Raw genomic sequence first — 24556 nt, 5'->3', positions numbered from 1 at the left:
TCATAGGGGCTCCTCCTGGTTGACGTTAGGTGATAATGCTTGCTGAATCGCTGTCAGTTGGCGATCTCGTTCTGAGAACAGTTGAGGCAGTGATTGCCCTTGTGTTGCAGCTTCTACTCCATGGATCACTTGCTCATATAGCGCGTCATTCATGGTGGGTTGGCCTAAGCTGGCCCAGCGATACTCCTGGCTAGGGCCGAGATGCTCCAAATAGTGTCGAATGCCGCCTTGGCCGCCGCCCAGATGATAGGTCAAAAAAGGTCCTTGAATAGCCCAACGCAATCCTGGCCCCGCCGTTACGGCAAGGTCGATGTCCTCCACGCTGGCGACGCCTTCTTGTAATAGATAAAGCGCTTCTCGCCATAGCGCCGAAGAGAGACGATTCGCAATATGCCCGATCATCTCTTTACGTAACATCACCGGTTGCTTACCAATGCTTTGATAAAAATCGACCAAGCGCTGTACCAGTTCAGTAGCTGGCCCATAGAGTTCGACTAAAGGCACTAAGTGGGGCGGATTGAACGGGTGAGCGATAATGATGCGCTCAGGAGCAGGCGTGCCCTTGGTAATATCAGAGTGCGTTAACGAGGAGGTACTGCTGACCACCAAGGCTTGCTTGGACGCTGCCTGTTGAATGTCAGTTAAGAGCTGTTGCTTTAATGCCACGGATTCAGGCGCATTTTCGACAATCAGCTCTGCGCCCTGTAAGGCTTCTTCAAGCGTTTGTGCCACCACAGGGGTGCGTATATCGGTTCCAAGTGCGCGCATGTCCTCAGCCACGCGGTGAGTGAAGTGTGTGCGGGCGGTGTCATCCGGGTCGAAAGCAGTGACATGTAAACCGCGGGAAAGAAAGTAAGCGGTCCAACTGATGCCGATAGTGCCACAGCCAATCACCGCAATATGCGTGATGCTCCTTTTGTGTTGGCTCATAGCTCAGCTCCTTGCAGTGCAATTCGTCTTGAAGACCGCCACGTCCATAGGTAGAGCCCCGTTAGGCTCGCGATGCCCACTAATCCAAGCGCTATATTTGGCACCAGCGCCAATAGCCCTGCTGTCGCGAGCAGCGTACTATCCAACCACCGATTGCCGAAAAGCCGAGCGCCACCCAGTATTCCCGCAAACGCCAAGACAAAGGCCATTGCACGCGCTGCTGCAAGGGTAATGTCCCAGGCATCGCCTAAACCGATAAGGGCGGGATACGCCAGGATCAAGAAAGGAATAATGTAAGTGGTTGCCCCTAAGCGGATAGCGTGACCAGCCACCTGTAGCCACCCAGCCTTAGCGATTCCTGCAGCAACAAAAACTGCGATACACACGGGCGGGGTGATGACCGATATAGTCGCAAAATAGAAGACGAACAGATGGGCGACTAAAGGTTCGATACCGATGCGCGTCAGAGCAGGAGCCAGCACGGCAGCCACCAACACATAGGCCGCCGTGGTAGGAATGCCCATACCCATAATGAGACAGATGACTGCGACAATCAGCGCCACCAGGAAAACCTGTTCACCCGCGACACTTACCACTAGCGTCGAAAGTGTGACGCCAATACCCGTTAGATTGAGCATGGCTACCAGAATTTGCGCCCCGGCGAGCAAAACTCCAATGATGACCATGCCCTTGCCAGCATCCTCCAAGCCTGTCACTAACGAACGTAGTATTTGACGGGGAGGCGTTCGGTCTAATAGGCCAAAGAAAAGATAACTGATCAACAGTAAGGTAATACCCAGGAAAGCTGCGAATTGGATGGAGTAGCCATTTAGAACGCCACCAAATAACCCACCTAGCGCGGCAACAATGGGGGTTAGTCGCTTAAATTGGAGTACATCTGGCCAAGCGGGAAGTTCACTTTCTGGTACCAGCGGCAGTGCTTTACGCACAGCCACCAAGTGCAGCGTAAAGAAGACCGCAACATAGAAGAGAAACGCGGGTAAAACGGCGGCTAGGGCTATCGTGACGTAACTGACACCCAGTATCTCTGCCATGATAAACGCTGCCGCGCCTAAAATAGGCGGCGCGATCTGGCCACCTGTCGATGCAACGGCTTCTACCCCGCCAGCAAATGCCGGTGGGTATTTGAGCCGTTTCATCATGGGAATGGTGAAGTTGCCCGTGGTGGCTACGTTGGCCACAGCACTCCCGCTGACCATAGCGAACAGGCTGGAAGCCACAGTAGCAATTTTCGCGGCCCCCCCTTGGCTACGCCCACCGATACGCATTGAAAGATCAATAAAGGTTTGGCCTCCACCTGTGTGGAGCAAAAGGCTACCAAAGAGTACAAACGCGGCAATGGTGGTGGCGGCTACGCCAAGTAGCATCCCCCATACGCCTAAATCCCCGAGAAAAAGCGTTTCAGTCACGAAGCTAGCATCAAAACCCCGATGGCTGAGCGGTCCTGAGAGTCGGTCACCCAGCAGGGCATAGGCGATACCTAGTGTCACTAGTAGTGGGAATACCCATCCAATAGCCCGACGGGCAACTTCCAAGATGGACACCACCAGAATGGCCGTGAGCGCCATATCCTTGGTTGTTGCCCAGGGAAGGGTAGTCAAAATGCTATTAGCGTTGAAGGTAATAAATAGACAGGCGGTTATTGCCCCCAGCGCTAATAAGCAATCAATAACAATCCCTAAGGGACGCCAAGGTTTACCGGCGCCTAATGGGTAGGTGAGCAACCCCAGTCCGATGACCAGCGCAAGAAAGAGACTGCGATGAACCAAGCTTTCAAAAGGCCCGGTCGCTGAGGTATAGAAAATGAAGCCGCCCAAAAACAGGGCGACCAGCATTAGCAGTTTATTGCGCATTGAACCGAGCTCCTCGACTTATTCTGTCGGCATCAGACGGTCAGGAATCTCGTATCCCTGTTCTTCAAAATAACGCACGGCACCTGGATGAAAGGGTACCGTTCCACTGCTTAAAGTGAGCTCGGCGATATCAACATCGGCAAGGTTGGCCAGCGCACTTACTTGTGGTTCAGGATTCTCCATAACGGCTTTAACAATTTGGTAGGCTGTTTCTTCGCTGAGATCGGGACTTGCATGCATGGCTAAGCCAAAGCTCCAGGTGGAGTAAGCTGGTACTCCATCAGCCGCTCCTTCAGGAATATGAACGACTGAAATATCTGGCATCTGCTCATTCAGAATGTCAGTTTGCTCATCGCTGAGGGAGAGCACACGGATGGGCGTAAAGGTGGCAATATCCATAGAAGAGCCATCCAGCTTTTCACCCACGCCAGACTTGACGTACCCCGTCATGCGGTTGTCTTTTACACCGGCAACCACATCTGTGGTGGAACCACGCACATACTCAGGGGTCAGGCCCAGCGTCTCCATGACGGCAATCGTCGTCGCTTCGGTGGCAGAACCAGTAATGCCCGGGTTGAGGCGTGCGCCGTCCAACTCGGCCATGCTCGTAACGCCAGAGTCTTCGCGCATGACCACATTTTGTGGTGCCTGGGAGTAGACCCAAAGAAGGCGATTATCCACAGGGCGGCCCTCAAACTCACCTTCACCCGCATAGGCGTGATATCCAACGTTAGTGGTAACGAGCCCCATATCGACTTGATTTCTTAAAATACGGCGCAAATTGTCCACTGTGGCACCGGTTTCCACCACCGAGGTGCGTACACCATCTACATGCTGATTGATAATTTGCCCAACGGCGACGAAATAACCGTATTGGCTAGACGACGTTGATGTAGAGCCAATTAAGAGCTGTTCTTCTGCTTGGACGGCGGTCCCTGCGATTAAGCCAGCACTGAGGATGGCGGTTAAGAGCGGCGTTTTTAGTGAGTACATAGCAATTGCTCTCTCTGGGTATTGTGGGTTGTTGGTTCCAGAAGATGCGTGTCATTTTACTTATTAAGAATCAGGCAGCCTGCTAGTATTTGTCTAATATAATTATACGAACGAGACTTTTACTTTATTTATGCAACCTTCTATCCGACAGCTAAAAGCCTTTGTGGCTATCGCCGAGTTTGGCAGTTTTGTTGAGGCGTCCGAACGCCTGCACATCTCACAGCCAGCGTTAAGTATTGCCATTCGCAAGTTAGAAGAGTGTGTGGGTGGCGTGCTATTCAATCGTTCTCCTCGCGGCGTGCAACTGACCCCGGAAGGAAAGTTTTTTCTGCCCACTGCTAGGCGGCTGATTAGTGATTGGGATGAAGCTTTGGGTGACCTTGGAGAGCTGTTTAACAAACAGAGAGGCAAAATAACATTAGCAGCGTTGCCGACATTAGCGGCGGGATTTTTACCGACCGTGCTAGCCGACTACCGCCAACGCTTTCCCAATATTGCCATTAGTGTTCACGATGTATTGGCCTCCCAGGTGGATGACTTGGTGAGTGACCATCGGGCAGATATTGGGCTATCGGTACAGCCGCTTCGCGCAGAAGCGACCCACTTTGAGCCTCTCGTAGAAGACTACTTTGTAGCGGTATGCCCGGATGGGCACCCCTTATTAGCTTTGGATACCGTTCCTTGGGAGACGCTACTGCACTATCCCATTATTGGGTTGAGCCGTCTTTCGAGTACACGCGAGGCGATTGAACGTGTGTTAAAAGACCTGAGCTTGGAAATAGATTTGATGTGTGAAGTGAGTCAGATTGGTACCGCCGGACGAATGGTCGCCGCAGGCCTTGGGGTTGCTGCGCTTCCCTCACTTAGCTTCCGCCAGATTTCTGCGGAAGGAATAGGCTGGCGTCCTTTAATCGCTCCTTATGTTCCTCGCTCGCTGGGTATCATTACACCCTCCCGTGGTTCGCCCTCTGCAGCAGCAACCGCTATGTTGGAAACTATACGGGCACACGCCGGACATTTAGGGGGTGTGTCCAGACGGCAAGAATAAAACGCCGCTCGATGGCAGCTAAAGCTTTGCGGCGGGGCCAATAAAGGCTTAAAAAGGGTGTTAATGGGTTATTCCCATTAGCCTATGCCGAGCAAATAGCTATAAAAGACGTTGAAGTAACTTTTGACCTAAACCCGGCTGCTACTGAGAATGGGTGTTATGTCGCCGCGATGCACCATAATTGAATGAGAAAAAAACTCAGTGGCCATCTGGGATGTGGCATCTAGCATCTAGCCTTATCGCTGAGGGAGTTGATTACCAACGAGTTCAGCTAGGCCACAGTCAGGCCGCTACTACAATCCATGCCAGGCTGAGTGTCCAGAAGCAGATTATGTTAGAGATAACCAAATACTTATTGGCGACAAACCAATGCGATGCGGCATGGTTTGTTTGGGAGGTGAACCATAATCTGCTACCGAATTATTTAGTATAACTGAGGAAAAGGTGAGATGACGTATTCCGTGTCTCAGGGCATGGAGGCCGCAGGCTCCGCGAGACGGCGTGTCAGCGCCTTTCGGTCGATTTTTCCCATTGCGTTTTCGGGGAGTTCATCAATGACGATGATTGCTACAGGTTGATGGCTACGAGACAGACGCTGGCTAACGAGTTGCATTAGTCCAGCCAAGTCTACTTCATGCCCAGTAGTGGGAACTACGAAGGCGACAGGCACTTCGCCGAGATCCGGGTCAGGCCTCCCCACCACACAACAAGAACCAATCGAGAGATCCTCAACGAGAATGCGTTCGATCAACTCGGGCGCGATGTTTTCCCCGCCGCGGATTATGACATTCTTAATCCTGCCCGTTATCCATAAATAGCCGTCCTCGTCGAAACGTCCGAGATCACCGGTACGAAACCAGCCTGAGGCAAGATCGCCACAGTGTGGAGTTCCCATATCATCGAGATATCCGCTCATGAGAGTCGGTCCGGAAATGGCTATTTCGCCTTCCTGATCCGGCGCCACAGGGATGTCCTCATCGATCTGCAGTAACTCGACAGTCTGGCCGTCCAGTACCGTTCCCACGGAGCCGACTCGTCGGCGCCCTGGAGGGTTCATAGTTGAGGTACAGGTAGCTTCGGAAAGGCCATAGGACACCACCACGGGACAATCGAACAGGGCTTCAATACGCTCCTGCAGGCCGACTGTGATGGGGGCCGATCCGCAGCGTACCATGCGCAGGGATTTCAGGGCCTCGGGCGGAAAATCATGAGCGAGCATACGTGAGTACATGGTTGGCACGCCTGTAATGATCGTCGGCCGATAGCGCGCCATAAGACCTGGGATATTGTCCGCATTGAAGCGTGGTGCGAAGGCGATCGAGCATCCTGAAAGTAGCGGTGTCAGGATCTGGTTGTTGATGCCGTTGGTGTGATAGATCGGCATAATATGCAATAGGCGATCTTTGGGCGTCAGCTTACTATGCTGAGCCACGCTCAGCGCATTGCAGCGCAGCGCATGGTGCGTCAGCTGAAGCGCTTTAGGTTGCCCGGTGCTCCCAGAGGTGAATAGGATCAGCGCCGGACTTTCGGCTGTTAATGGCTTTCTAGGACTGGTTTTGCGTTGATCGTCTCTCAATTGTGATTGATCAATCACGTAGCAGCCATGGGGTATGTCCACGAACTGATGGGCCTGCGTCGCGTCGGTGATCACCCAGCGAATGCGAAGCCTGTTCAGGCGATCCGTTATTTCTTCCGGCGAGGTTCTTGGCTCGACGGGACACAGACAGCCCCCAGCATGAAGTATAGCCAACAGGGTAACGACGCTGTCCCCGGTTCGTGCCATGGACAAAACGACCGTGTCCCCTGTCTCAATGCCGCGCGCGATGAGAGCTGCTGCCAGTGTGTCGACACGAGCGGCGAGTTCGCCATACGTAAGCGTCGTATCCTCGCTGAGCAGCGCGAAGCGATCATGCCAGTCTCGAGATCGCCATAGAGCAGTATAATCGTCGATCAGAGTTTCTTTTTGCATGTTTCACCTCATCGAATGGTAACCGCAGCATCCGTCTCGAATCGGCCTGCTGGATCGAGCGATTGAAGGGCGTCTCGTTCGGCGCTTGTCGGTCGTGGGGTAATTGTTGCCTCGTCGTGATCGAAGGAGAAGCCAGTGCGTTCTCGCACTTCTTCCAATGTCACTTCCGGATGCCAGGACTCGAGTGCAAGCCGCCCGTTGCGCTTCTTAAAGATGGCAATGGGAGTGACCACACTGTCCATCCCGCCCCAGGACGTGACGAAGTGAAGCGAGTTCACCAGCGTTCTGTTGGAATGCTCGGTACGCCAAGTGCAGGCTCGCCTGGCGGTAGGAAGCATGACCGCACCGCCGCCGCCGCCCGGTAGCCTGACTTTGGGGTGATGCCAGTCGCCAATGACTGAGTTGTTGACGTTGCCTGCGCCATCGATCTGGGCGGCGCCCAGGAATGTCAGGTCCATGCGGCCCCTAGTACAGAGGTCGTAGAAATCCTCATTGGAGAAGATCGATGCTGAGCCATGGGCCAGGGCAGGATCCGAGCTCGACAGCGGAATATGCGTAACATCCGGGTCTACACCGCCCGCGACGTTGATGTAGATAAAGTCCCATGTGTAAGCACGCTTGGCCATCAGGCACGCCAGCATCGGAAACGTCGAATTGACACCGGAGAAGGTGATTTCGTCGGGCCTGATGAGGCGCGCTAGGTTGGTGACAATGTATGAGAATCCTGACCAGTGTTCAGACATAGGTGTCACTCCTCTCGGACGAGGCTCGAACTTCGGGGGCAGACGCCAGATGCCGTTCCAGAGCGTCTTGACTTGGTTCCAGGTAGTCCTCGATGGCTGGGTAGTCAATATCGTAGTCCGGATGGTTTGAGCCGGGCCAGGCGCCTTGCGGGCAGACCGAGACCGCCTCGACCAGAAAATAGGGGATGAGGGTCGCTTCAGGCCGGTCAACAAAGGTTTGGGTGTCAACACGGCGCTCAGCAACAACGAGTACCCGGTCGGCCGCGCGGCTCATTATGCGATCCCAGTGACTCGTACCGAAGACGCGTGTATTGCCCTGCGCATCGACCTCGTTGGCATGAATGACGGCAAAATCTGGGCGGATGGCGGGTATAACGTAAACCGATTTCCCGCTGCCGTAGGGATCTTCGATTGTCTGCCAGGCGTTAAGAGTGGCAAGGCCACTGCCTTTCAGTCCGCCACAGGGTTGAAACGGCACGCCGTAGGCGGCGGCGCGCAGGCCAGCGGTTAAGCTCGCGCATGCATGCTCTTCCAGGGTGAGAGTCCCTTCCTCGATGCTCCGGCGGTACCAAGGCGCTAAGCCGAAGTTGCCCTCCATAGCCACAATGCCGGTACGGGCACGCGTTACGGTGCCAGCACGACATAGAATATCAATATCGTATCCTGGGGATTGCTTGATGATTTCGATATCTCGCCGACCCTGACGGATCAGTTCACGGACGAGTGCAAAGGGGCCTCGATGGAGAAAGCTGCCGCCGAGTGCGATGGAAGCACCATCGGGAATTTTTGCAGCTAGCTCCTCGAGAGCGACGATCTTGTGTTTCGATATATGGCCGGACGGCATGGAAATGCTCCAGAAAATGGTGGCGATTCTGAACTAATTCAGATAGGTCGCTATGCGCTGCTTCAAGCCGGGCGTTGCTGCGGATTCGACGAGGCAGGCCAGATCATGAACCAGCATCCTGTCCGTCAATGCCTCGTTGAGCAGTACACGGGAGGGGTCAGGGGTTTGCGCCATCGCCTCGTCGCGAAGTGCAGGCCATTCGTCGCGTTCGGCGATGCGCATCGCGAACCCGATGCGGCTGGCTTCATTAGCACCGAAGGTCCGCGTAGACGAGAGGATCTCATGTGCACGGTCGCGACCGACGATCGAGGCGAAACGTCGTGTTCCCAACACGATGCCAAATTTCAGGCCAGGCATCCGGAAGGTTGTATCGGCGGTGCATATTCGCTGTTTGCATACGGCGAATATATCGACGCCGGCACCGAAGTTTCGGCCATGGGCAAACGCCATAGTGAGAGCGGAGGAGTTCGCGATCCGCTTTAGCAGTTGCTCGATGCGAATGAATCTAAGGACGAGATCGCCCTCGCTTTGTTCCTGCCAATTAGAGAAATCGAAGCCAGCGCTGAAATTCTTGCCCTCGCCCTGAAAGGCGATAACTTCGACGCCACGGCGTTCAACGTTATCCATTACTTCGATCAGATCTTCCACGAGCGCCGTGGACAGAGCGTTACGCTTATCAGGACGATCCAGCGAAACGGTCAGGGCACCCGGGCGTTCCGAGACTTTTAATCGTTCACTCATGGCGGTCTCCCCGTTGCAGCGCTGTCAATATCTCTTCTGTGTGTTCGCCGAGCAGCGGAGGGGGACGGAGGATTGTCTGGGGCGTTCCACCCATGAGAACCGGAGAGCCAAAGGTTCGGGTGGTGACACCATTAGGCATCGCCAGGGGCTGCACCCATCCCATGTGTTCCACCTGTGGGTCTGCCAAGACTTGCGAATAGGAATTTATAGGGGCGCAGGGCACGCCGATGTCACGGAATCGCTCAAGCCAGTCAGCGCAATCTGCTTCCTGGAAGATAGTTTCGAGATTTTCACGCAGTTCGTGTTGATGATGGGCACGCAAAGTCGTTGTTTCGTACTTGGGCTCACTTTCCCACTCTGGCCGGTCGACAACGACGCATACCTTCTTCCACAGCGCATCATTGCCGGCGGCCATACCGAAATAGCCATCTCGTGCGGCAAAGGCCTGGTAGGGGGCATTTCTAGGATGGGCGCTTCCCAGCTTCACAGGATCCTTGCCGCTACCGAAATACTCTGAGGTCTGTAACGCGGCAATGCCTAATGTGGCGCCCAGCATTGGAACGTCGACATGCGTTCCCTGGCCAGTTTCCTGTGCGCTCCGCAGCGCCGCCAGCGCCGAGTAGGCGCCGTAGAGGCCTGCACTGAAGTCAGCAAGCGGCACACCGCACTTGACTGGCGCGCCACCGGGATCGCCGGTCACGCTCATGATGCCACTCATGGCCTGTATCGTTAGATCAAAGCCGCCTTCTTGAGCGCGAGGCCCCGTCTGTCCATAAGCGGAAATTGATACGTAAACCAGTGACGGGTTGCGCTGGGAAAGAGTTTCATAATCAAGACCGAGACGTTTCATAACACCAGGTCGATTGTTCTCAATCACGATGTCGGCATTTTCGCAAATCAACTGGGCATTATCCCTGTCACTCTCTTCTTTTAAATTTAAGGCAACTGAGCGTTTGTTGCGGTTGAGAGAGGCGAAGTTTTCGCTGAACCCTTCGGTGATGGGAGGCCAGGCACGAAGGCTATCCCCCCCCTTCGGACTTTCGATTTTAATGACATCCGCTCCCATGTCGGCCAGCAGCATGCCGCAAAACGGTCCGGCCGCCACGTTACAGAATTCAATGACGGTGACCCCTTTGAGTGGTTCTTTCATGGTTCGGCCTCTGTTATAGGCGAGTATTTCGATTGTCGTGTTTAGGTCTAGACACCCCGAGAACAAGCTTCCAATACGACGCGGGGATATAGAATGTCCTACATAATGGAACTGAATACCATTATATGATACAAATTTGGCATGTCAAATTAATGCGCTGTTCCCGTGCTGGGTCGTGTCACAGCAGGGAGGTAAGTGTTCGTCAAGTTAGATATGAGCCAAGTTTTTGACTTGGCGAATGAGGGATGGGACTAAAGTTTAATCTGCATTCTACGGGGGGTATGCCACGCTATTTGTTAGAACGGCGTGTTAATATTTAGAACAGGGCGCGCATTAAAAAGGACCATAGCAGCAAAGAACGGGGCTAGAAGCCGATGTTCGGGGGCATCAAATGTCTCGAAGTTCCCTACCCGACGCCTCACCGATTGGTGACACGTCCTGGGCCTCTGGCGGCTTACCCCTGATTCAGGATTCGTCGTCATCGTGACAGAAGGCCTTTATGTATCGGCCTCTCTTGAATTCACAACAACAAAAAGTTCAGCCAAAGGTAAAACGCTATGAACAAGACACCGCTCCTCAAGTCGACACTGGTCATTGCCACCGCCGTCACCCTGGGTATCGGCACCATCGCTGTTAGCGCCCAGGACGTTGGCGGCAAGTACATCATGGGCACAGCGACCACCGGCGGGACCTTCTATCCCGTGGGCGTGGCTCTCTCGACCCTGGTTAAGGTTAAGCTAGAACCTCAGACGGGGATCTCGCTATCGGCGATCAGCTCCGCTGGCTCCGGCGAAAATCTCAAACTGATGGATGAGAATCAGGCACAATTCAGCATCTTGCAGGGTATATTCGGTGCCTATGCCTGGACGGGAAACGGCCCGCTACCTAAGGCCTACAAAAACCTGCGTAGTGTGTCGATGCTATGGCAGAACGTCGAACACTTCGTGGTTGCCAACGAGATGGTCGAGTCGGGCACTATCGAGGACATGAACAATGTGTACGACGGAACTTTCTCAATCGGCGCACGTAACTCCGGTACCGAGGGCTCCGGTCGTTATATCCTCACTCAGTTAGGTTTTGATCTCGACAAGATGAATCTGGCCAATCTGGGTTATAGTCCGAGCGCCGATGCACTACAGAACGGCACCATTGAAGGTATGAATACACCAGCTGGTGTGCCGGTCTCGGCAGTGACCCGCGCTTATGCCAACATGGGGAACGACATCACCACGCTCAACTTCACCGAAGAGCAGTTGATGCAGGTCAACAGCGAATTTGATCTGTGGTCACTTTATGATATTCCGGCCGACACCTACCCCAATCAATCCGAAGTGATACATACCATCGCTCAGCCCAACATCCTGGCTGTGAATGCCAACGTCCCGGACGACGATGTGTATGCCATTACCAAGACGATGTACGAGAACCTACCGTTCCTGAACAACATCCACCCTGCTACCAAGGTCATGGCACTGGAGAAGGCAATCGTCGGCCTGCCGATGCCACTACACTCAGGTGCGGCACAGTACTTTGAGGAACAGGGCATCGAAATTCCCGAGCGACTGCAGCCGATTCCGGTTGAGTGAGTTGTTACGTCCCTCTAGCCCGGCGGTATTCCGCCGGGATTGCTACCGATCCATGAGGAGTAACCAGTGAGCTATTCCATCAGCGAGCAGATTCGCGACGACGAGGACGCCAGCGCGGCTGAGGATCGCCTGCAGCACCCATGGCTGGGGCGTTTTTTGTTCGGCTTTGCCATCATCACAGCTGTGGTGCATCTGTATTTCAATACGTTTTCGACCCTCTCCACACTGTGGACGAGCGCTCTCCATTTCGGCTTTTTCGGGGTGTTGTGCGCATTGTCGGTCCCCATTGTCAGAGCTCAGGGCAAGGGCTCCCGACGCCTGGCGTTGGTTATTGACGTCATCCTAGCCCTGACGGCGGCGAGCTGTGCGCTCTACCTGCTGGCCTTCGAGGACGCGCTCTATAATCGCGGCGTGACCTTCATTGCCAGCGACTGGATTGTATCGATCCTCGCCGTAGGGCTGATCCTTGAGTTCGCGAGGCGCACCACCGGCTGGTTCATTCCCATGCTGTGCTTGGTAGCGCTGACCTACGTGGCCTGGTGGGGGCAATACATCGGCGGGACATTCCACTTTCCCGGTCTGACGTGGGAGACGTTGCTGTTCCGCAGTTATTTTAGTGGCGAGGGCATGCTGGGTTCAATTGCCCTCATCTCTTGGTCGTACGTGTTCATGTTCATTCTCTTCGGCTCCTTTCTGGTCAAGTCGGGCGCCGGAGCATTCATCATCGAATTGGCACGCTGCGCGGCTGGTCGCTTCATCGGTGGACCAGGATTTGTGGCGGTGTTCGCTTCGGGGTTAATGGGCTCGGTATCGGGCTCTGCGGTGGCCAACACTGTCTCCACCGGCGTGATCACCATTCCACTAATGCGCAAGGCTGGCTTCCCTGCACGTTTCGCCGCTGGCGTCGAGGCTTCAGCATCGACCGGCGGCCAACTGATGCCGCCGGTGATGGGCGCTGGGGCGTTCATCATGGCCTCCTATACTCAGGTGTCATACCTAACCATCATCGGCGTAGCGGCGCTTCCGGCACTGTTGTATTTCCTGTCGGTAGCGATGTTCGTTCGTATTGAGGCCAAGCGCAGCAACGCCCAGCAACTCGACGACCCCGATGCGCCGCGGCTCGGCGAGGTGCTTAAGGACGGTTGGCACTACTTACTGCCGCTGGTCGTGCTGGTGATGGCGTTGGTCTACGGTTTCACACCGACCTACTCAGCGGGCATCGCAATCGTCTCCGTAGTTGTCGCCTCCTGGCTGTCCAAGCAGCCGATGACGACGAAGCTGATTGTCGAAGCTTTGGTCCAAGGGACTCGCAACATGATCACCACCGCGATATTGCTGATCGCCGTGGGGCTGATCGTCAACGTGGTCTCAACCACCGGCATCGGCAACATATTCTCGCTGATGATCACTGACTGGGCTGGTGGCAGCCTGCTGGTAACCATCGTGCTAATCGCCATCGCCTCGCTGATTCTGGGGATGGGACTACCGGTCACTGCGTCCTACATCGTGCTGGCCACGTTGTCAGCGCCGGCACTTTACAACCTTATGGCCCATGACCAGTTGATTGATCTGATCGTCGCTGGCAACCTACCAGAGCAAGCTAAATCGATTTTCATGATCGCCGCACCGGACCAGTTGCAAGCGTTGTCGGCGCCAATGAGCGCGGCGGACGCCAAGGTGTTGCTCGAGAAGGTACCCGATACCTTCTCAAGCCAGCTCTACGAGCAAGCACTGTCGCCTCATTTCCTGACCATGTCACTGGTTGCCGCGCATATGGTGATCTTCTGGCTATCGCAGGATTCCAACGTCACCCCGCCAGTGTGCCTGACTGCCTTCGCCGCGGCGGCGATTGCTGGGACGCCGCCGATGCGCACCGGCCTGACCGCCTGGAAGATCGCGAAGGGACTCTATATCGTACCGTTATTGTTCGTCTGGTCGCCGATGATCACCGGCACGCCGCTAGAGATGGTCACGGTATTTGCATTCGCCCTATTCGGCATCTATGCGATCATCGGCGGTCTCGAGGGCTACCTCGAGCACAAGCTGGCATGGGGATTGCGGCTGTTGATGTTCCCAATCGGCGCACTGATGCTCTGGCCACATGGGTTTCTGATACTGGACTTTCTTGGGCTGGCGATCTTTTTGTGCATTCTGGTTTGGAGCGCTAGGAAGTGCCCTTCGCAGCCTGCTGTGCCAGCTAGGTCAGTTGGTCTGTAAGTTATTACGATATGGTAAGGGCGGCACGGCAATCCTCTGTTGCGCTCCTATCGGGGAATCCATCTCTAGAAGACAAAGCGAAGGCCACTGAGAAGGATGACTAAGAAGAAGATTCTGCCATTGAGGCATCGCTAGCCCCTAGGTTTCGGGAAAGTTTTTGACCAAGATCCTTGATAAAAATAGCAAGCTGTTCGATACAATCTTCCGGCAGGCGTTCGGCGGGAGCCGAAATACCGATAGCGGCAATGACGTGATTGGTGGCAGAAAAGATGGGGACGGCAATGCCGTAAGATCCACCGTACCACTCACCTCGGTTGACGGCGTAGCCCCGCAGCCGCGTTAATCTAAGTTCTTCGCGGAGTGCCTCAGGATTGGTGAGTGTGTTTTCCGTGAAGGGCACCGCCTGTGCGATAGCATCTTTAATAGTATCTTCAATGGCGTCGTCGTTCTGGTAGGCCAGCATGGCACGGCCGGTCGCAACGCAGAAAGCTGGTGCAATACCGCCGATGCGCGTATATGTGCGGACGGCATGTCTAGCCTCAAGCTTGTTGATATAAATTACATTATATCCATTAAGTACAGAGAGGTGAGTCGTCTCGCCTGTTTCTTGGTTGAGCTTTTCTAAGAAAGGCACAGCCTCACGATTGAAGTCCAGGCGATCCACAAGCTTTGAACCTAGTGCCCAGACCCGGAGAGTCATGCGATAACGCCGAGTAGATTCATCCTGTGAGAGATAGCCTAACGACAAGAGGGTACTGAGTACGCGATGCGCGTTACTCCTCGCGATGCCACACGTTTCGGCTACTTCACTCACGGACATGGGAGAATCGCTGTTAGCGATCGTCTCCAAGACGTGAATGCCTTTGACCAATGTCTTGTCCATAGGAAGTCCGTTAGCAATTTTTATGTAGAATAACTAGCGTGGAAGAGGGCGTTGCAGCTCGACGCAAAGACGGCACAGCGAGACAACAGAGTAAGTATAGCATTCCAAGCCACCCGTTCCAAAAATTGGAACGGGTGGCTTGGAATGCAAGCCTTGGCTTCCGTATCTGCTATCTCGGTTTTAACTCCTATAACAGCAATCTAGGTTAATTATCCCAGACGTGACAATTAGGCTTTTACTTAACCGATATAGTACTAGGAAAGGTTGGGTAGGCCATTAGTAAGTAGGAAACAAACGTAGGGATTTTGAACATGCTTTAGAAGTTGCTACCGCTTTTGCATCTGGTCTTATGGCAGGTAACTATACAGTGTCCTTGAAATCAGCCAATCACTTCAATCGATGGGTTCATGCCAGCATGGTTGTTGTAAATTTATCGACCGCAGGATTTGACTACTTCGTTGCTATTGGGTGCGTTGGGCATCGAGCTATGGCGCTCGTGAGCAAGGGAGTTACGCGAGGAAACTTTATACCGTTTTAAGACGGCATATACGCTATCGAGGTGAACACTACTGATGGTAGCGGCGACGGTGGAATAACAATTACTACTGTATTTTTGACGCATCCTTCAACGTCGTCGTGCTGGCAGTTGTGGTGGTCGTCCTAGAGCCATTGCAGCTTAGTCGCCTCATAGCGAGTCTTGAACCCCAAGCGGTCGCCTTGATTTTATTTACCACCAAACAACTACCAACTGTGGGCAATATAGTTGGCGAAGCGAAATATTGCCATTTGGCGCGTTCGGACTTCCAGCGAATCGCCTATTCATAACAAACATTAGGTGGCTGCATATCGCGACGACAGGGCATATATTGGAATATGGTCAATCTATACAAAATTATTAAGAAGCTATTTAGCCCATCAGGAGTTGGCTAGCTAACCCCCCACCCACTAAAAGTAAGACAAACAGTATTAACCCCAGTATAAAAGGGCGGATACCCAATGCCTTGAGCTTCTCGAAACGGGTTTCAAATCCCAGTGCGGCCATGGCCATGGTCAGCGCAACCTGACCAGCCAGCACTAGGGTCTGATGGAGACCATTGGGCAGATCGACAACACTGTTGAACCCAATCACGGCTATGAACCCGAAGGCAAACCAAGGGATCACCAGTTTGCCAGTTCCTGTTCCCGATTCGCTGGTTTGCTGGTGAAGCCACCATTGCCCGACGATCAGTAGGAAGGGCAATAAGAGTATCACGCGGACCATTTTGACGATGACTGCACTGGCCAATGCCTCGGCGCCCACGGCATCAGCGGCGGCTACGACCTGAGCCACTTCGTGAACAGTCGCGCCTATATAGATGCCAAAGAGGGCTTCTTCCATGCCTAAAAGCGGATATAAAAGAGGATAGGTAAGCATTCCTAGAGTGCCGAAGAGCACTACGGTGGCTACTGCCATGGATGAAGCGGCAGGACGCGAGCGGATGACAGTTTCGGTTGCGAGTACAGCTGCTGCACCGCAGATGGCACTACCTGCACTTGTTAATAGTGTTGTTTCGCGATCCATTCCAAGAATGCGAGTGCCAATCAGATAGCCGATGATCAGCACGCTGCAGATCACCACTAGGTCTAGTAGTAATACCTCGATGCCAAGGGCGAAGACTTGTTGCAGGGTTAATGAGAGTCCGAACAATACGATGCCACTACGCAACAGCCAGCGTGTGGCGAACTTTAATCCTGGTTGAGTACTTGAAAGCCGGCACGCCAGAGGAAGATTACCCGCAATCAGGCCTAGAAGTAAGGCGAAAACCAATGGGCTAATACCACTGGAAGCTAGTCCGGGTAGATGAGCTAGGCCAAAGCCTACCAGAGTTAGGGTGCTACAGAGAATCAGACCATGCCACATGACGTTTTTCCTTATTAGTGCGTCCATGGCTAGCATAGGAAGGAAAATGCTTTATGGTTATCAATATATAACAATATGACTGTTCGGTAGAGACGATATATGACGCCCCATGTGACTTTTCGCCAGCTGCAAGTCTTTGTAGCCGTGGCTCGTGACGGAACGGTGATTGCTGCTGCACGCCACCTTAAGCTGTCCCAATCGACTATTAGTCAATCACTCTCCGATCTGGAGCGTCAGCTGGGCGTCGATCTCTTCGAGCGGTTTGGCCGACGTTTGCGGCTCAATGGCATGGGGAACTATCTATTACCCCGCGCCGAACGGCTGCTGGAAGGCATGGCCGACTTCGTGGCTGTGGCCGAGGAACCGGAGAGTCAATTACAGGGCACTCTTAATGTCTCGGCCAGCGCTACCACCGGTACCTATCTCTTACCCCCTCTGGCAGGATACTTCAGCAATGAAAATCCGAAGGTGGACCTTCGCCTACGGTTGCGCAACACGGGAGAGGTAATTACGGACCTGCTGCGTTTCGATGCAGATTTAGGGTTGATCGAAGGGCAGTGTCACGAATCGCGCCTGGAGAGCGAAACTTGGTGTGAGGACCAGCTTCTGATTGTCTGCTCCCCACAGCATCCCTTGGCCCAGAAGAAGCGGCTCGATGACATTGATCTCGGTGCTGCTCCCTGGATACTTCGCGAACTGGGGTCAGGAACACGTGAAATATTTGAGGCCGCCGTATTGCATCATGTAGAGCGACTGCAGGTGCGTATGGAGCTCAGTCAGCATGAGGCCATTAAGCAAGCAGTGATAGCCGGCCTCGGTTTGGGCTGCCTGTCGTATCGTAGCGTGGTGGGGGAGCTCGAACGTGGGGAATTGGTTTCAATGCAGAGTGGGCTAGAACTATCTAGGATCTTTTCATTGGTGTGGCATCCCGAGCGTTATCGGAGCCCGTTGTGGCAGGCATTTAAGGTCTTCTTAATCGAGAGCCATGGGCATTCGCCGAAGCCTGGCAAGCAATAAATTCACGGCGCGTAATACATGCGTGATATGCATCACATGATGGTAGCGCGGTTTTTCAGGCCAAGTAGCAATAGTCAGCACAATACTAAACTCATTACGCTGACCAGGGGCGAGTAACCCATCGCTACAGAATTCTCATTCAGTGCGGATCAGGTAGGTTCCTTCGATGATAACGTACGGGATGTAAAAAGGATGGATTCGGCCCGGTTAGAGTTGCGTGCAAGAAATGCAATCTCCCAAACATCATTTTGCACGTTTTAACCAATTTACCGGCAGCATTAAAGATGTTGAGTAAGGACGACTAAAAGCCCGCAAAGGGTGGGGGCCGTCAGCAGCCTGAGGTTGGCACCTATGCCAGCCTAATATTTTAGAATCTTAAAATACATATATAACACTACCCTGAAGTCGATTCGCATATCCTTCACGATAGTCGACTGAACCGCCCCGGCTTTACCGGGACAGAATCGGGGTGTGACCGGGTGGCTCAGTTGCCGGGCCAACCTTTCTCAGTGAGTGGGAACCCAGGTCTCGCGAACCGGCGTGTTACTGTAGGGAGTGCCAGCGACGATTTCGAAGTCTGCCGACTTCGGCGTGTTATCGCCCTGTCCCTGAATACTCACGATATCCTGAGGGCAGACCGAGAAAGCCACGAAGCAGTTCTGCCCTGAGAACCACATAGTCACCGGGCTGGCAAACTGTCGGCAGCGTCTTCAGCTCGCGACCGTCGGGCTGTACCTGGATATTCATGAAAATGTTGAACGACGCCAGGATAGGCTTCGGCGGCGTCACGCCCAGGTCGAACATGCCCTCGAACAGGTTGTCGCAGCAGTTGCGATGATAGGTCGACACGCCCAACAGTTCGTAGCGGCGCCGGTCGCAGGCAGCCATGAAGGTATCGTGAACGCCCGGGGAAGTGTCCTCGACCAGCGTCAGAATTGGATGCCGCGCCGTCGTCACAAAGGTATCTCCCGGCAGCGGGTTTAGACGCTGATTCCAGACTCGACTGGCTTCCATGCACATGTGCTCGTTGAGGTTGTAGTCTTTCCACGCCCAGCAGTCGACAACTTGTGTGCCATGGGTGTTGATCAACTTCACCGCCTGGCCCGCTTCTAGTCGGAGTGCGCGTCCGTGACCTGCGGGAATAGTCTTGCGTGAATTCATGTGAAATCAGTCCTGTCGGGAAACGGTTTGGGTGTCCGTGAAACGTTTGAAGAATCGTGCACTGCGGGGGTGCCTGGGAGCGTGAATGACTTGGCGTGCGTCGCCGCGTTCGACCACTAAGCCCTCGTCCAAGAAGAGAACGGTATCGGCTACGTCCGCTGCGAACTGGATCTCGTGAGTAACGATGATCATCGTGGTGTCTTGGGCCGCCAGCGACTGGGTGACCTCTAGCACTTCGCCTACAAGTTCGGGATCAAGGACACTGGTCGGTTCATCAAGCAGCATGAGCTCGGGACGCATGGCCAGCGCCCTGGCAATAGCGACGCTCTGTTGCTGGCCCCCGGAGAGGCTCGAAGGCCAGACATCAATACGATTCCCGCGCCTAGAAATTTGATAAACCCAAGATTTTCGAAAAATGGATTTAAAATCGATAATTTATTTTTTTGGATTTGCAATATAACAGACTTGCTCTGCAGTTTTGCAGGACAGTTCATGAAATGGCATTTCCCGCAAAATTGCAGACTTCCGATGTGACCAGGTTTGCTCCCGTTGATCACGTACTGCAAAACTGCAGTCGTGTTTTGCAAAATTGCAGAACTATTAAAATCCGTCAGCGTTTCTAAACCGATAACTACCGCTCTTAGCTTTTGCCACTTCTCACTGATAGCGACACAAAATGTGGCGGGGCTAGTCGATGATTAATTACCCAGAAGTGATGAGCTTGGATTTGCAGTCCTCTGCCTGCTTGTTGGCATAGAGCGTTCGGGCGTGACTCTTTCAGTATCAGTAAATACTGTTGCCGGCGAGGCAGTTGTGTAAAACGTCGAAGCATAATCAGCCAGTATGTGTAAGGGATCATAGCAGCAGCTTCATAAAACATAGATCAGATGCGTTTATGACCACAGTAACTGGGCACGCTCACTTCAAAGGCTGAGTGGCGGAACGGGATTCCATCTTCGTCGAGCGGCTCCGGGCTGACGGTCGCTTTTTCCTATTGCCCAATCAGATCGGCCAGCTGTCTGGCGGAGGCTTTCACCTCATGAATCGCTCGCTCGGTATCCAGATCGTCCATCGCAACTACCCCGACGCATGCCTCCATACCAATGTGTAGGCGGGTGGCGGGGATGGGGCTGGCAACCCCCACAGCCCCACGCTGTAGTTGTCCCCTAGTAAGGATGTAGCCTTCTTCGCGGGCCTGGCGTACCTCACGACTGTCATCATCCCGCGGGGCCCGCCCGCCTAGGATAGCGATGCCAGCTGCTCCTTGTGTCAGTGGATGGCGGCTGCCGACTCGATAACCCACCCGCAGCATTCCCTCGTCGGGCTCGGCGACCAGCGTCACCACACACTCTTCTCCTTGTGCGATGGAGACAAAAGCGGTGGCACGGGTGGCCTTGGCCAGTGTTTTCAACAACGGCTGCGCCACGGCGTGCAACTGCGGCTCGAAACGCGAAGCGAGCAGAGAAATGCCTGCGCCCAGTCGCACGGGACCCTCAGCACTACGGATGAGCAGGGCGTGTGCCTCGAGAGTGGCGACGATGCGGTAGGCGATAGCTCGATGCACTCCCAGCTGCTCGGCGAGACCGGCAATAGTGATGCCTTGACTATGCTCGGAGACGATTTCCAAGGCGAGCAGGCCACGATTCAGGGTTTGCAGGGTTGAAGACATTAGAGATGCACCTTGTTGGCGAAGAACTTTGACGGTTGGCGAACGGCGAACGGGCACCGTGCACTATGGCTTCAGGCATGTATTGACGACGTAGGTGACTTCGTCTACTTTGGCTATGTGCGTTAAAAGTTTTAAATTGTGCGATAAAAGTAACAAAAATAAAAGCCCTGGCAAGCAGGCCGTTCCTTGGAGCCATCATGACGAAATCTTCTCAACCACACGAGACCATGGCAGGAGGGTGCCCCTTTCATCAGCCGGATCAGGTAGCGATGGAGTCACCTACTGGCTGCCCGGTCTCGAGCGAAGCGGCCGCCTTCGACCCCTTCGGTACGTCTTATCAGCTCGATCCCGCTGAGGCGTTACGCTGGTCTCGCGAACAGGAGCCGGTGTTCTACAGTCCCAAGCTTGGTTACTGGGTCGTGAGCCGCTACGAAGACGTTAAGGCAGTTTTTCGTGACAATCTCACCTTTTCGCCCTCCATTGCGTTGGAGAAGCTCACACCGGCACCGCCCGAAGCAACAAAAATCCTCGAGAGCTATGGTTTCGCAATGCGCCGCACTATGGTCAACGAGGATGAGCCGGACCACATGGAACGTCGCCGCTTGCTAATGGATGCTTTTCTGCCTGAGAATCTCGAGAAGCACGAGGTGTGGGTACGTGAATTGGCACGCGACTATATGGATCGCTTCATTAACAAGGGGCGTGCTGATCTGGTAGCCGAGATGTTTCGGGAAATTCCCATGACCGTCGCATTGCGCTTTCTTGGGGTATCTAATGAAGACGCCAAGGAGCTTCGCAAGTTCTCGGTCGCTCACACGCTTAACACCTGGGGGCGCCCCTCCCCGGAACAGCAGCTGCAGATTGCTGAAGATGTCGGCCAGTTTTGGAAGACGGCACAGGATATTCTCGATCGCATGTGGAGCGATCCCACCGGCGAGGGTTGGATGTATGACTCAATCCGCATGCACAAAGTGCATCCCGACATCGTGCCAGAGAGCTATTTGCGCTCGATGATGATGGCAATCCTGGTAGCTGCGCATGAAACTACTGCTTTCGCTACTACCAATGCCTTTCGTACCTTGCTATCGAACCGTGAGTCATGGAACGACATCTGCGAGAATCCTGCATTGATTCCAAGCGCGATCGAAGAGTGTCTGCGCGCCGCTGGTTCGGTTGTGGCTTGGCGTCGTATTGCCACTGGCGACACTGTAGTGGGGGGGATTAAGATACCGAAGGGCGGCAAGTTGTTGATCGTGCAGGCATCGGCTAACCGGGATCCGAGCCACTTTGAGAACCCTGATGAATTCGATATCTACCGCAATAACGCAGCGGAGCATTTCACTTTCGGCTACGGTGCTCATCAATGCATGGGTAAGAACATTGCCCGGATGGAGATGCGTGTCATCCTTGATGAATTTGCTCGCCGCCTACCGCATATACACTTGGTCGAGGGCCAGACATTTGAGTATTTGCCGAATACCTCGTTTCGTGGACCCACTTCACTGTGGGTTGAGTGGGAGCCAGCAAAGAATCCTGAACGACTCTCCCAATCGGAGCTAAAGAGTCCCACGCATTTCCATATTGGTGCGCCTATCAAGGATGACATCCTGCGCAGAGTTGTTGTCACTGAGGTGAAGAGCGAGACCGATGCGGTAATCCTTATAGATGTGGCTGATCCTCATGGGCGTGAACTGCCTGACTGGTCCCCCGGCTCGCATATTGAGCTAGTATCGGGCGAGTGGCGCCGTTACTACTCGCTGTGCGGAACACGTGGTGATCATAGCCGCCTGTCCTTCGCTATCCTGCGCGACTCCGAGGGGCGCGGAGGCTCGGTACATTTCCACGACACGATTAAACCGGGTGACATGCTGCATATTGCTGGCCCAAAGAACCATTTTCATCTGGACGAGACTGCAACGCGCTATACACTGATTGCCGGTGGTATTGGTATTACGCCGATCCTTGCTATGGCTGATCGGCTCAAAGCTCTCGGCAAGCCTTATACGCTCCATTATTGCGGTGCCGAGCGGCGGACCATGGCCTTTCTTGAACGGGTCGAGCGTGACCATGATGCAGCATTGACTGTCCATGTTGGAAATGAAGGCAGTCGTCTCGATTTACCGAATGCATTGAGCGATCTATCCGAGGGTGAGCAGGTCTATTCTTGCGGCCCGGAGCGCATGCTAGAAGCGCTTGAGATGTTGGCGATGGGCTGGCCTGAGGGGACATTGCATGTTGAGCATTTCGCTGCCCGCTCCAGCATCCTCGATCCCAAGAATGAACATGCCTTCGAAGCGGTACTTGCAGACTCGGATCTGACGGTACAGGTCGGAAATGACCAGACCCTGCTCGAGGCACTGACGGCAGCCGGCGTAGATGTGCCTAGCGATTGCTGTGAAGGTCTGTGTGGTACTTGCGAAGTAGTTGTGGCCGAGGGTCACATCGATCATCGTGACCTGGTGCTCAGTCGTGCCGAGCGCGAGGCCAATGATCGTATGATGAGCTGCTGCTCGCGTGCCAAGGGCAAGCGCCTAGTCCTCTCTCTCTAATATCGACTTGATTAATACGCCCCGAGGCGTACGCCAACCTGAAGTGAACGAAAGGAAACTAACAATGAAAAAACTGGCAACACTGACGACATTCTCCGTCCTGATGACCCTGGGGGCTTTGCAGAGCGCCACTGCCGCAACCGAGCTGCAGGTTAGTACCTGGGCAGGGCCTAATCACGGCGTCAACACCATCGTCTGGCCGACCTGGGGTAGGTGGGTGGAGGAAGCTACCGAGGGCCGCGTCACTGTCAACGTGATCCACGACCTCGGACCGCCCGATGCCCAAATGGAACTCGTGGCTGACGGGGTGGCCGATGCTACCTGGCTGTTCCACGGATTAATGCCGGGTCGATTCGAGCTGACCAAACTGCCCGAGCTGCCCACCTTCGAGGACTTCTCCTCCGAAGATGCGTCGGTAGCCTACTGGCGCGCCCATAACGAGTACCTGGCTGAGGCTGGAGAGCATCGTGGCGTCGAGGTGATTGGTGTCGGTGTGCACGGTCCTGGCGCGCTCTTTCTCGACGAATCGATTGATAGCCTCAACGATCTTAATGGTAAGCGTGTACGCATCGGTGGTGGGATCATGGCCAACATATCCAATGCACTCGAACTCACTGGCGTAGCGCTTCCTCCGGCCAGCACCTACGAGGCCGCCACTCAGGGGGTCATCGATGGCGCCATGCTAACGCTGGAAGGACTAAAGAGCTTCCGTCTGGCCGAGGTGCTGCCATACACCGTGCAGATGCCAGGCGGCTTCTACCGTGGCAGCTTTTCACTGGTGATTAATCCGGACACTTGGGCTTCGCTTTCCGAGGAGGATCGTGCGGCTATAGAAGAGGTCTCGGGTGAGAGGCTTTCCCGCCTGTTCGGCTACATGATGGATGTGGTGGACGAGCGCGGCATTGAGTTTGCCAAGGAGCAGGGCAACACTTTTATTGAGCTACCTGCCGAAGAAGTGGAACGTTTCCAGCAGATGGCAGCGGACCTGCCGGGACAGTGGGAGTCCGAAGCCAGCAAGCGTGATGTCGATGGCGAGGCGGCCCGCGCCTTCTTTCTCGAACAGCTCGAGGCGGTGGGAGATGAAGAGAGATTGAATGCCGACGACGTGGTTGATCAGAGCACCTAAACGCAACATAGCTCTACGCAACAAGTCTGACGCGAGCACGGCACTGCCGTGCTCGCTGTCGTTCGCTTCGTGCGATATTTGTTTCAAGTGAAACTATATTGATTTCTGTCAAGGCAGGCTGAGCCGTGCGGACCAATATTAAGAAGAAGTCAGCGG

19 protein-coding genes are annotated in these 24556 nt (G+C 54.2%); 6 read left to right on the top strand and 13 right to left on the bottom strand.

The window, feature by feature from the left end; translation table 11 throughout:
• The 3 genes from ACWF8S_RS16060 to ACWF8S_RS16050 are packed head-to-tail and all read right to left on the bottom strand — an operon-like array spanning position 1 to position 3797.
• On the bottom strand, positions 1-930 hold the full coding sequence (locus tag ACWF8S_RS16060; RefSeq protein ID WP_447554439.1) for a 3-hydroxyacyl-CoA dehydrogenase NAD-binding domain-containing protein: 930 nt from the start codon (positions 928-930) through the stop codon (positions 1-3).
• Positions 927-2804, bottom strand: coding sequence for a TRAP transporter permease (locus tag ACWF8S_RS16055; protein WP_447554438.1), 1878 nt, complete (start codon positions 2802-2804; stop codon positions 927-929). Before ACWF8S_RS16055 ends, ACWF8S_RS16060 begins: the two co-directional genes overlap by 4 nt.
• 18 nt (positions 2805-2822) lie before the next feature.
• Positions 2823-3797, bottom strand: a complete 975-nt coding sequence (locus tag ACWF8S_RS16050) for a TAXI family TRAP transporter solute-binding subunit (RefSeq protein ID WP_447554436.1) — start codon at positions 3795-3797, stop codon at positions 2823-2825.
• 130 nt (positions 3798-3927) lie between these two features.
• Here ACWF8S_RS16050 and ACWF8S_RS16045 point away from each other — a divergent pair, with 130 nt between their 5' ends.
• On the top strand, positions 3928-4845 hold the full coding sequence (locus tag ACWF8S_RS16045; RefSeq protein WP_447554434.1) for a LysR family transcriptional regulator: 918 nt from the start codon (positions 3928-3930) through the stop codon (positions 4843-4845).
• A gap of 466 nt (positions 4846-5311) precedes the next feature.
• Here ACWF8S_RS16045 and ACWF8S_RS16040 read toward each other — a convergent pair whose 3' ends face one another.
• Genes ACWF8S_RS16040 through ACWF8S_RS16020 form a run of 5 tightly spaced genes read right to left on the bottom strand, consistent with a single transcriptional unit; the run spans position 5312 to position 10292 of the window.
• The gene (locus ACWF8S_RS16040) at positions 5312-6814 is read right to left on the bottom strand and encodes a class I adenylate-forming enzyme family protein (RefSeq protein ID WP_447554433.1); all 1503 of its coding nucleotides are present in this window, start codon (positions 6812-6814) and stop codon (positions 5312-5314) included.
• A gap of 8 nt (positions 6815-6822) precedes the next feature.
• Positions 6823-7557 carry a CoA-transferase subunit beta gene (locus ACWF8S_RS16035; RefSeq protein ID WP_447554431.1) on the bottom strand — a complete coding sequence of 245 codons (735 nt, stop codon included), beginning with the start codon at positions 7555-7557 and terminating at the stop codon, positions 6823-6825.
• A complete protein-coding gene (locus tag ACWF8S_RS16030; RefSeq protein ID WP_447554430.1) occupies positions 7550-8401 on the bottom strand; it encodes a CoA transferase subunit A in 852 nt (283 codons plus the stop codon). The genes ACWF8S_RS16035 and ACWF8S_RS16030 overlap by 8 nt, the downstream gene beginning before the upstream one ends.
• Before the next feature lie 33 nt (positions 8402-8434).
• Positions 8435-9142 (bottom strand): enoyl-CoA hydratase/isomerase family protein, encoded by a 708-nt coding sequence (locus tag ACWF8S_RS16025; protein WP_447554428.1) that lies wholly within the window; start codon positions 9140-9142, stop codon positions 8435-8437.
• A complete protein-coding gene (locus ACWF8S_RS16020; protein ID WP_447554427.1) occupies positions 9135-10292 on the bottom strand; it encodes a CaiB/BaiF CoA transferase family protein in 1158 nt (385 codons plus the stop codon). The genes ACWF8S_RS16025 and ACWF8S_RS16020 overlap by 8 nt, the downstream gene beginning before the upstream one ends.
• A 557-nt stretch (positions 10293-10849) precedes the next feature.
• On the opposite strand from ACWF8S_RS16020, the gene ACWF8S_RS16015 reads away from it, so the two are divergent.
• A complete protein-coding gene (locus tag ACWF8S_RS16015) occupies positions 10850-11878 on the top strand; it encodes a TAXI family TRAP transporter solute-binding subunit (protein WP_447554426.1) in 1029 nt (342 codons plus the stop codon).
• Positions 11879-11944: 66 nt separating this feature from the next.
• Positions 11945-14095, top strand: coding sequence for a TRAP transporter permease (locus tag ACWF8S_RS16010; protein WP_447554425.1), 2151 nt, complete (start codon positions 11945-11947; stop codon positions 14093-14095).
• Between the two features lie 100 nt (positions 14096-14195).
• Here ACWF8S_RS16010 and ACWF8S_RS16005 read toward each other — a convergent pair whose 3' ends face one another.
• Both ACWF8S_RS16005 and ACWF8S_RS16000 read right to left on the bottom strand, forming a co-directional pair.
• On the bottom strand, positions 14196-14978 hold the full coding sequence (locus ACWF8S_RS16005; protein ID WP_447554423.1) for an IclR family transcriptional regulator: 783 nt from the start codon (positions 14976-14978) through the stop codon (positions 14196-14198).
• A gap of 907 nt (positions 14979-15885) precedes the next feature.
• Complete coding sequence (locus ACWF8S_RS16000; RefSeq protein WP_447554421.1) at positions 15886-16878, bottom strand: YeiH family protein; 993 nt, start codon at positions 16876-16878, stop codon at positions 15886-15888.
• 99 nt (positions 16879-16977) lie between these two features.
• Between ACWF8S_RS16000 and ACWF8S_RS15995 the strand changes: the two genes are divergently transcribed.
• Positions 16978-17895 carry a LysR substrate-binding domain-containing protein gene (locus ACWF8S_RS15995; RefSeq protein ID WP_447554419.1) on the top strand — a complete coding sequence of 306 codons (918 nt, stop codon included), beginning with the start codon at positions 16978-16980 and terminating at the stop codon, positions 17893-17895.
• Positions 17896-18489: 594 nt separating this feature from the next.
• Here ACWF8S_RS15995 and ACWF8S_RS15990 read toward each other — a convergent pair.
• The 3 genes from ACWF8S_RS15990 to ACWF8S_RS15980 form a co-directional block, all read right to left on the bottom strand.
• Positions 18490-19056 (bottom strand): DUF1989 domain-containing protein, encoded by a 567-nt coding sequence (locus tag ACWF8S_RS15990; protein WP_447554417.1) that lies wholly within the window; start codon positions 19054-19056, stop codon positions 18490-18492.
• Positions 19057-19062: 6 nt separating this feature from the next.
• Positions 19063-19425, bottom strand: a complete 363-nt coding sequence (locus ACWF8S_RS15985; protein WP_447556617.1) for an ATP-binding cassette domain-containing protein — start codon at positions 19423-19425, stop codon at positions 19063-19065.
• A 622-nt stretch (positions 19426-20047) separates the two neighbouring features.
• Positions 20048-20725, bottom strand: a complete 678-nt coding sequence (locus ACWF8S_RS15980; protein ID WP_447554415.1) for an IclR family transcriptional regulator — start codon at positions 20723-20725, stop codon at positions 20048-20050.
• Between the two features lie 197 nt (positions 20726-20922).
• Between ACWF8S_RS15980 and ACWF8S_RS15975 the strand changes: the two genes are divergently transcribed.
• Positions 20923-23274: a cytochrome P450 gene (locus tag ACWF8S_RS15975; protein WP_447554414.1), complete on the top strand. Its 2352-nt coding sequence runs from the start codon at positions 20923-20925 to the stop codon at positions 23272-23274.
• A 64-nt stretch (positions 23275-23338) separates the two neighbouring features.
• Complete coding sequence (locus tag ACWF8S_RS15970; RefSeq protein ID WP_447554412.1) at positions 23339-24400, top strand: TRAP transporter substrate-binding protein; 1062 nt, start codon at positions 23339-23341, stop codon at positions 24398-24400.
• The last annotated feature ends 156 nt before the right edge of the window (positions 24401-24556 follow it).

It is taken from the genome of Vreelandella xerophytica, assembly GCF_968048975.1.
Note: the sequence above shows the minus strand (reverse complement) of the source record. Positions and strands in the feature narration are given on the sequence as shown.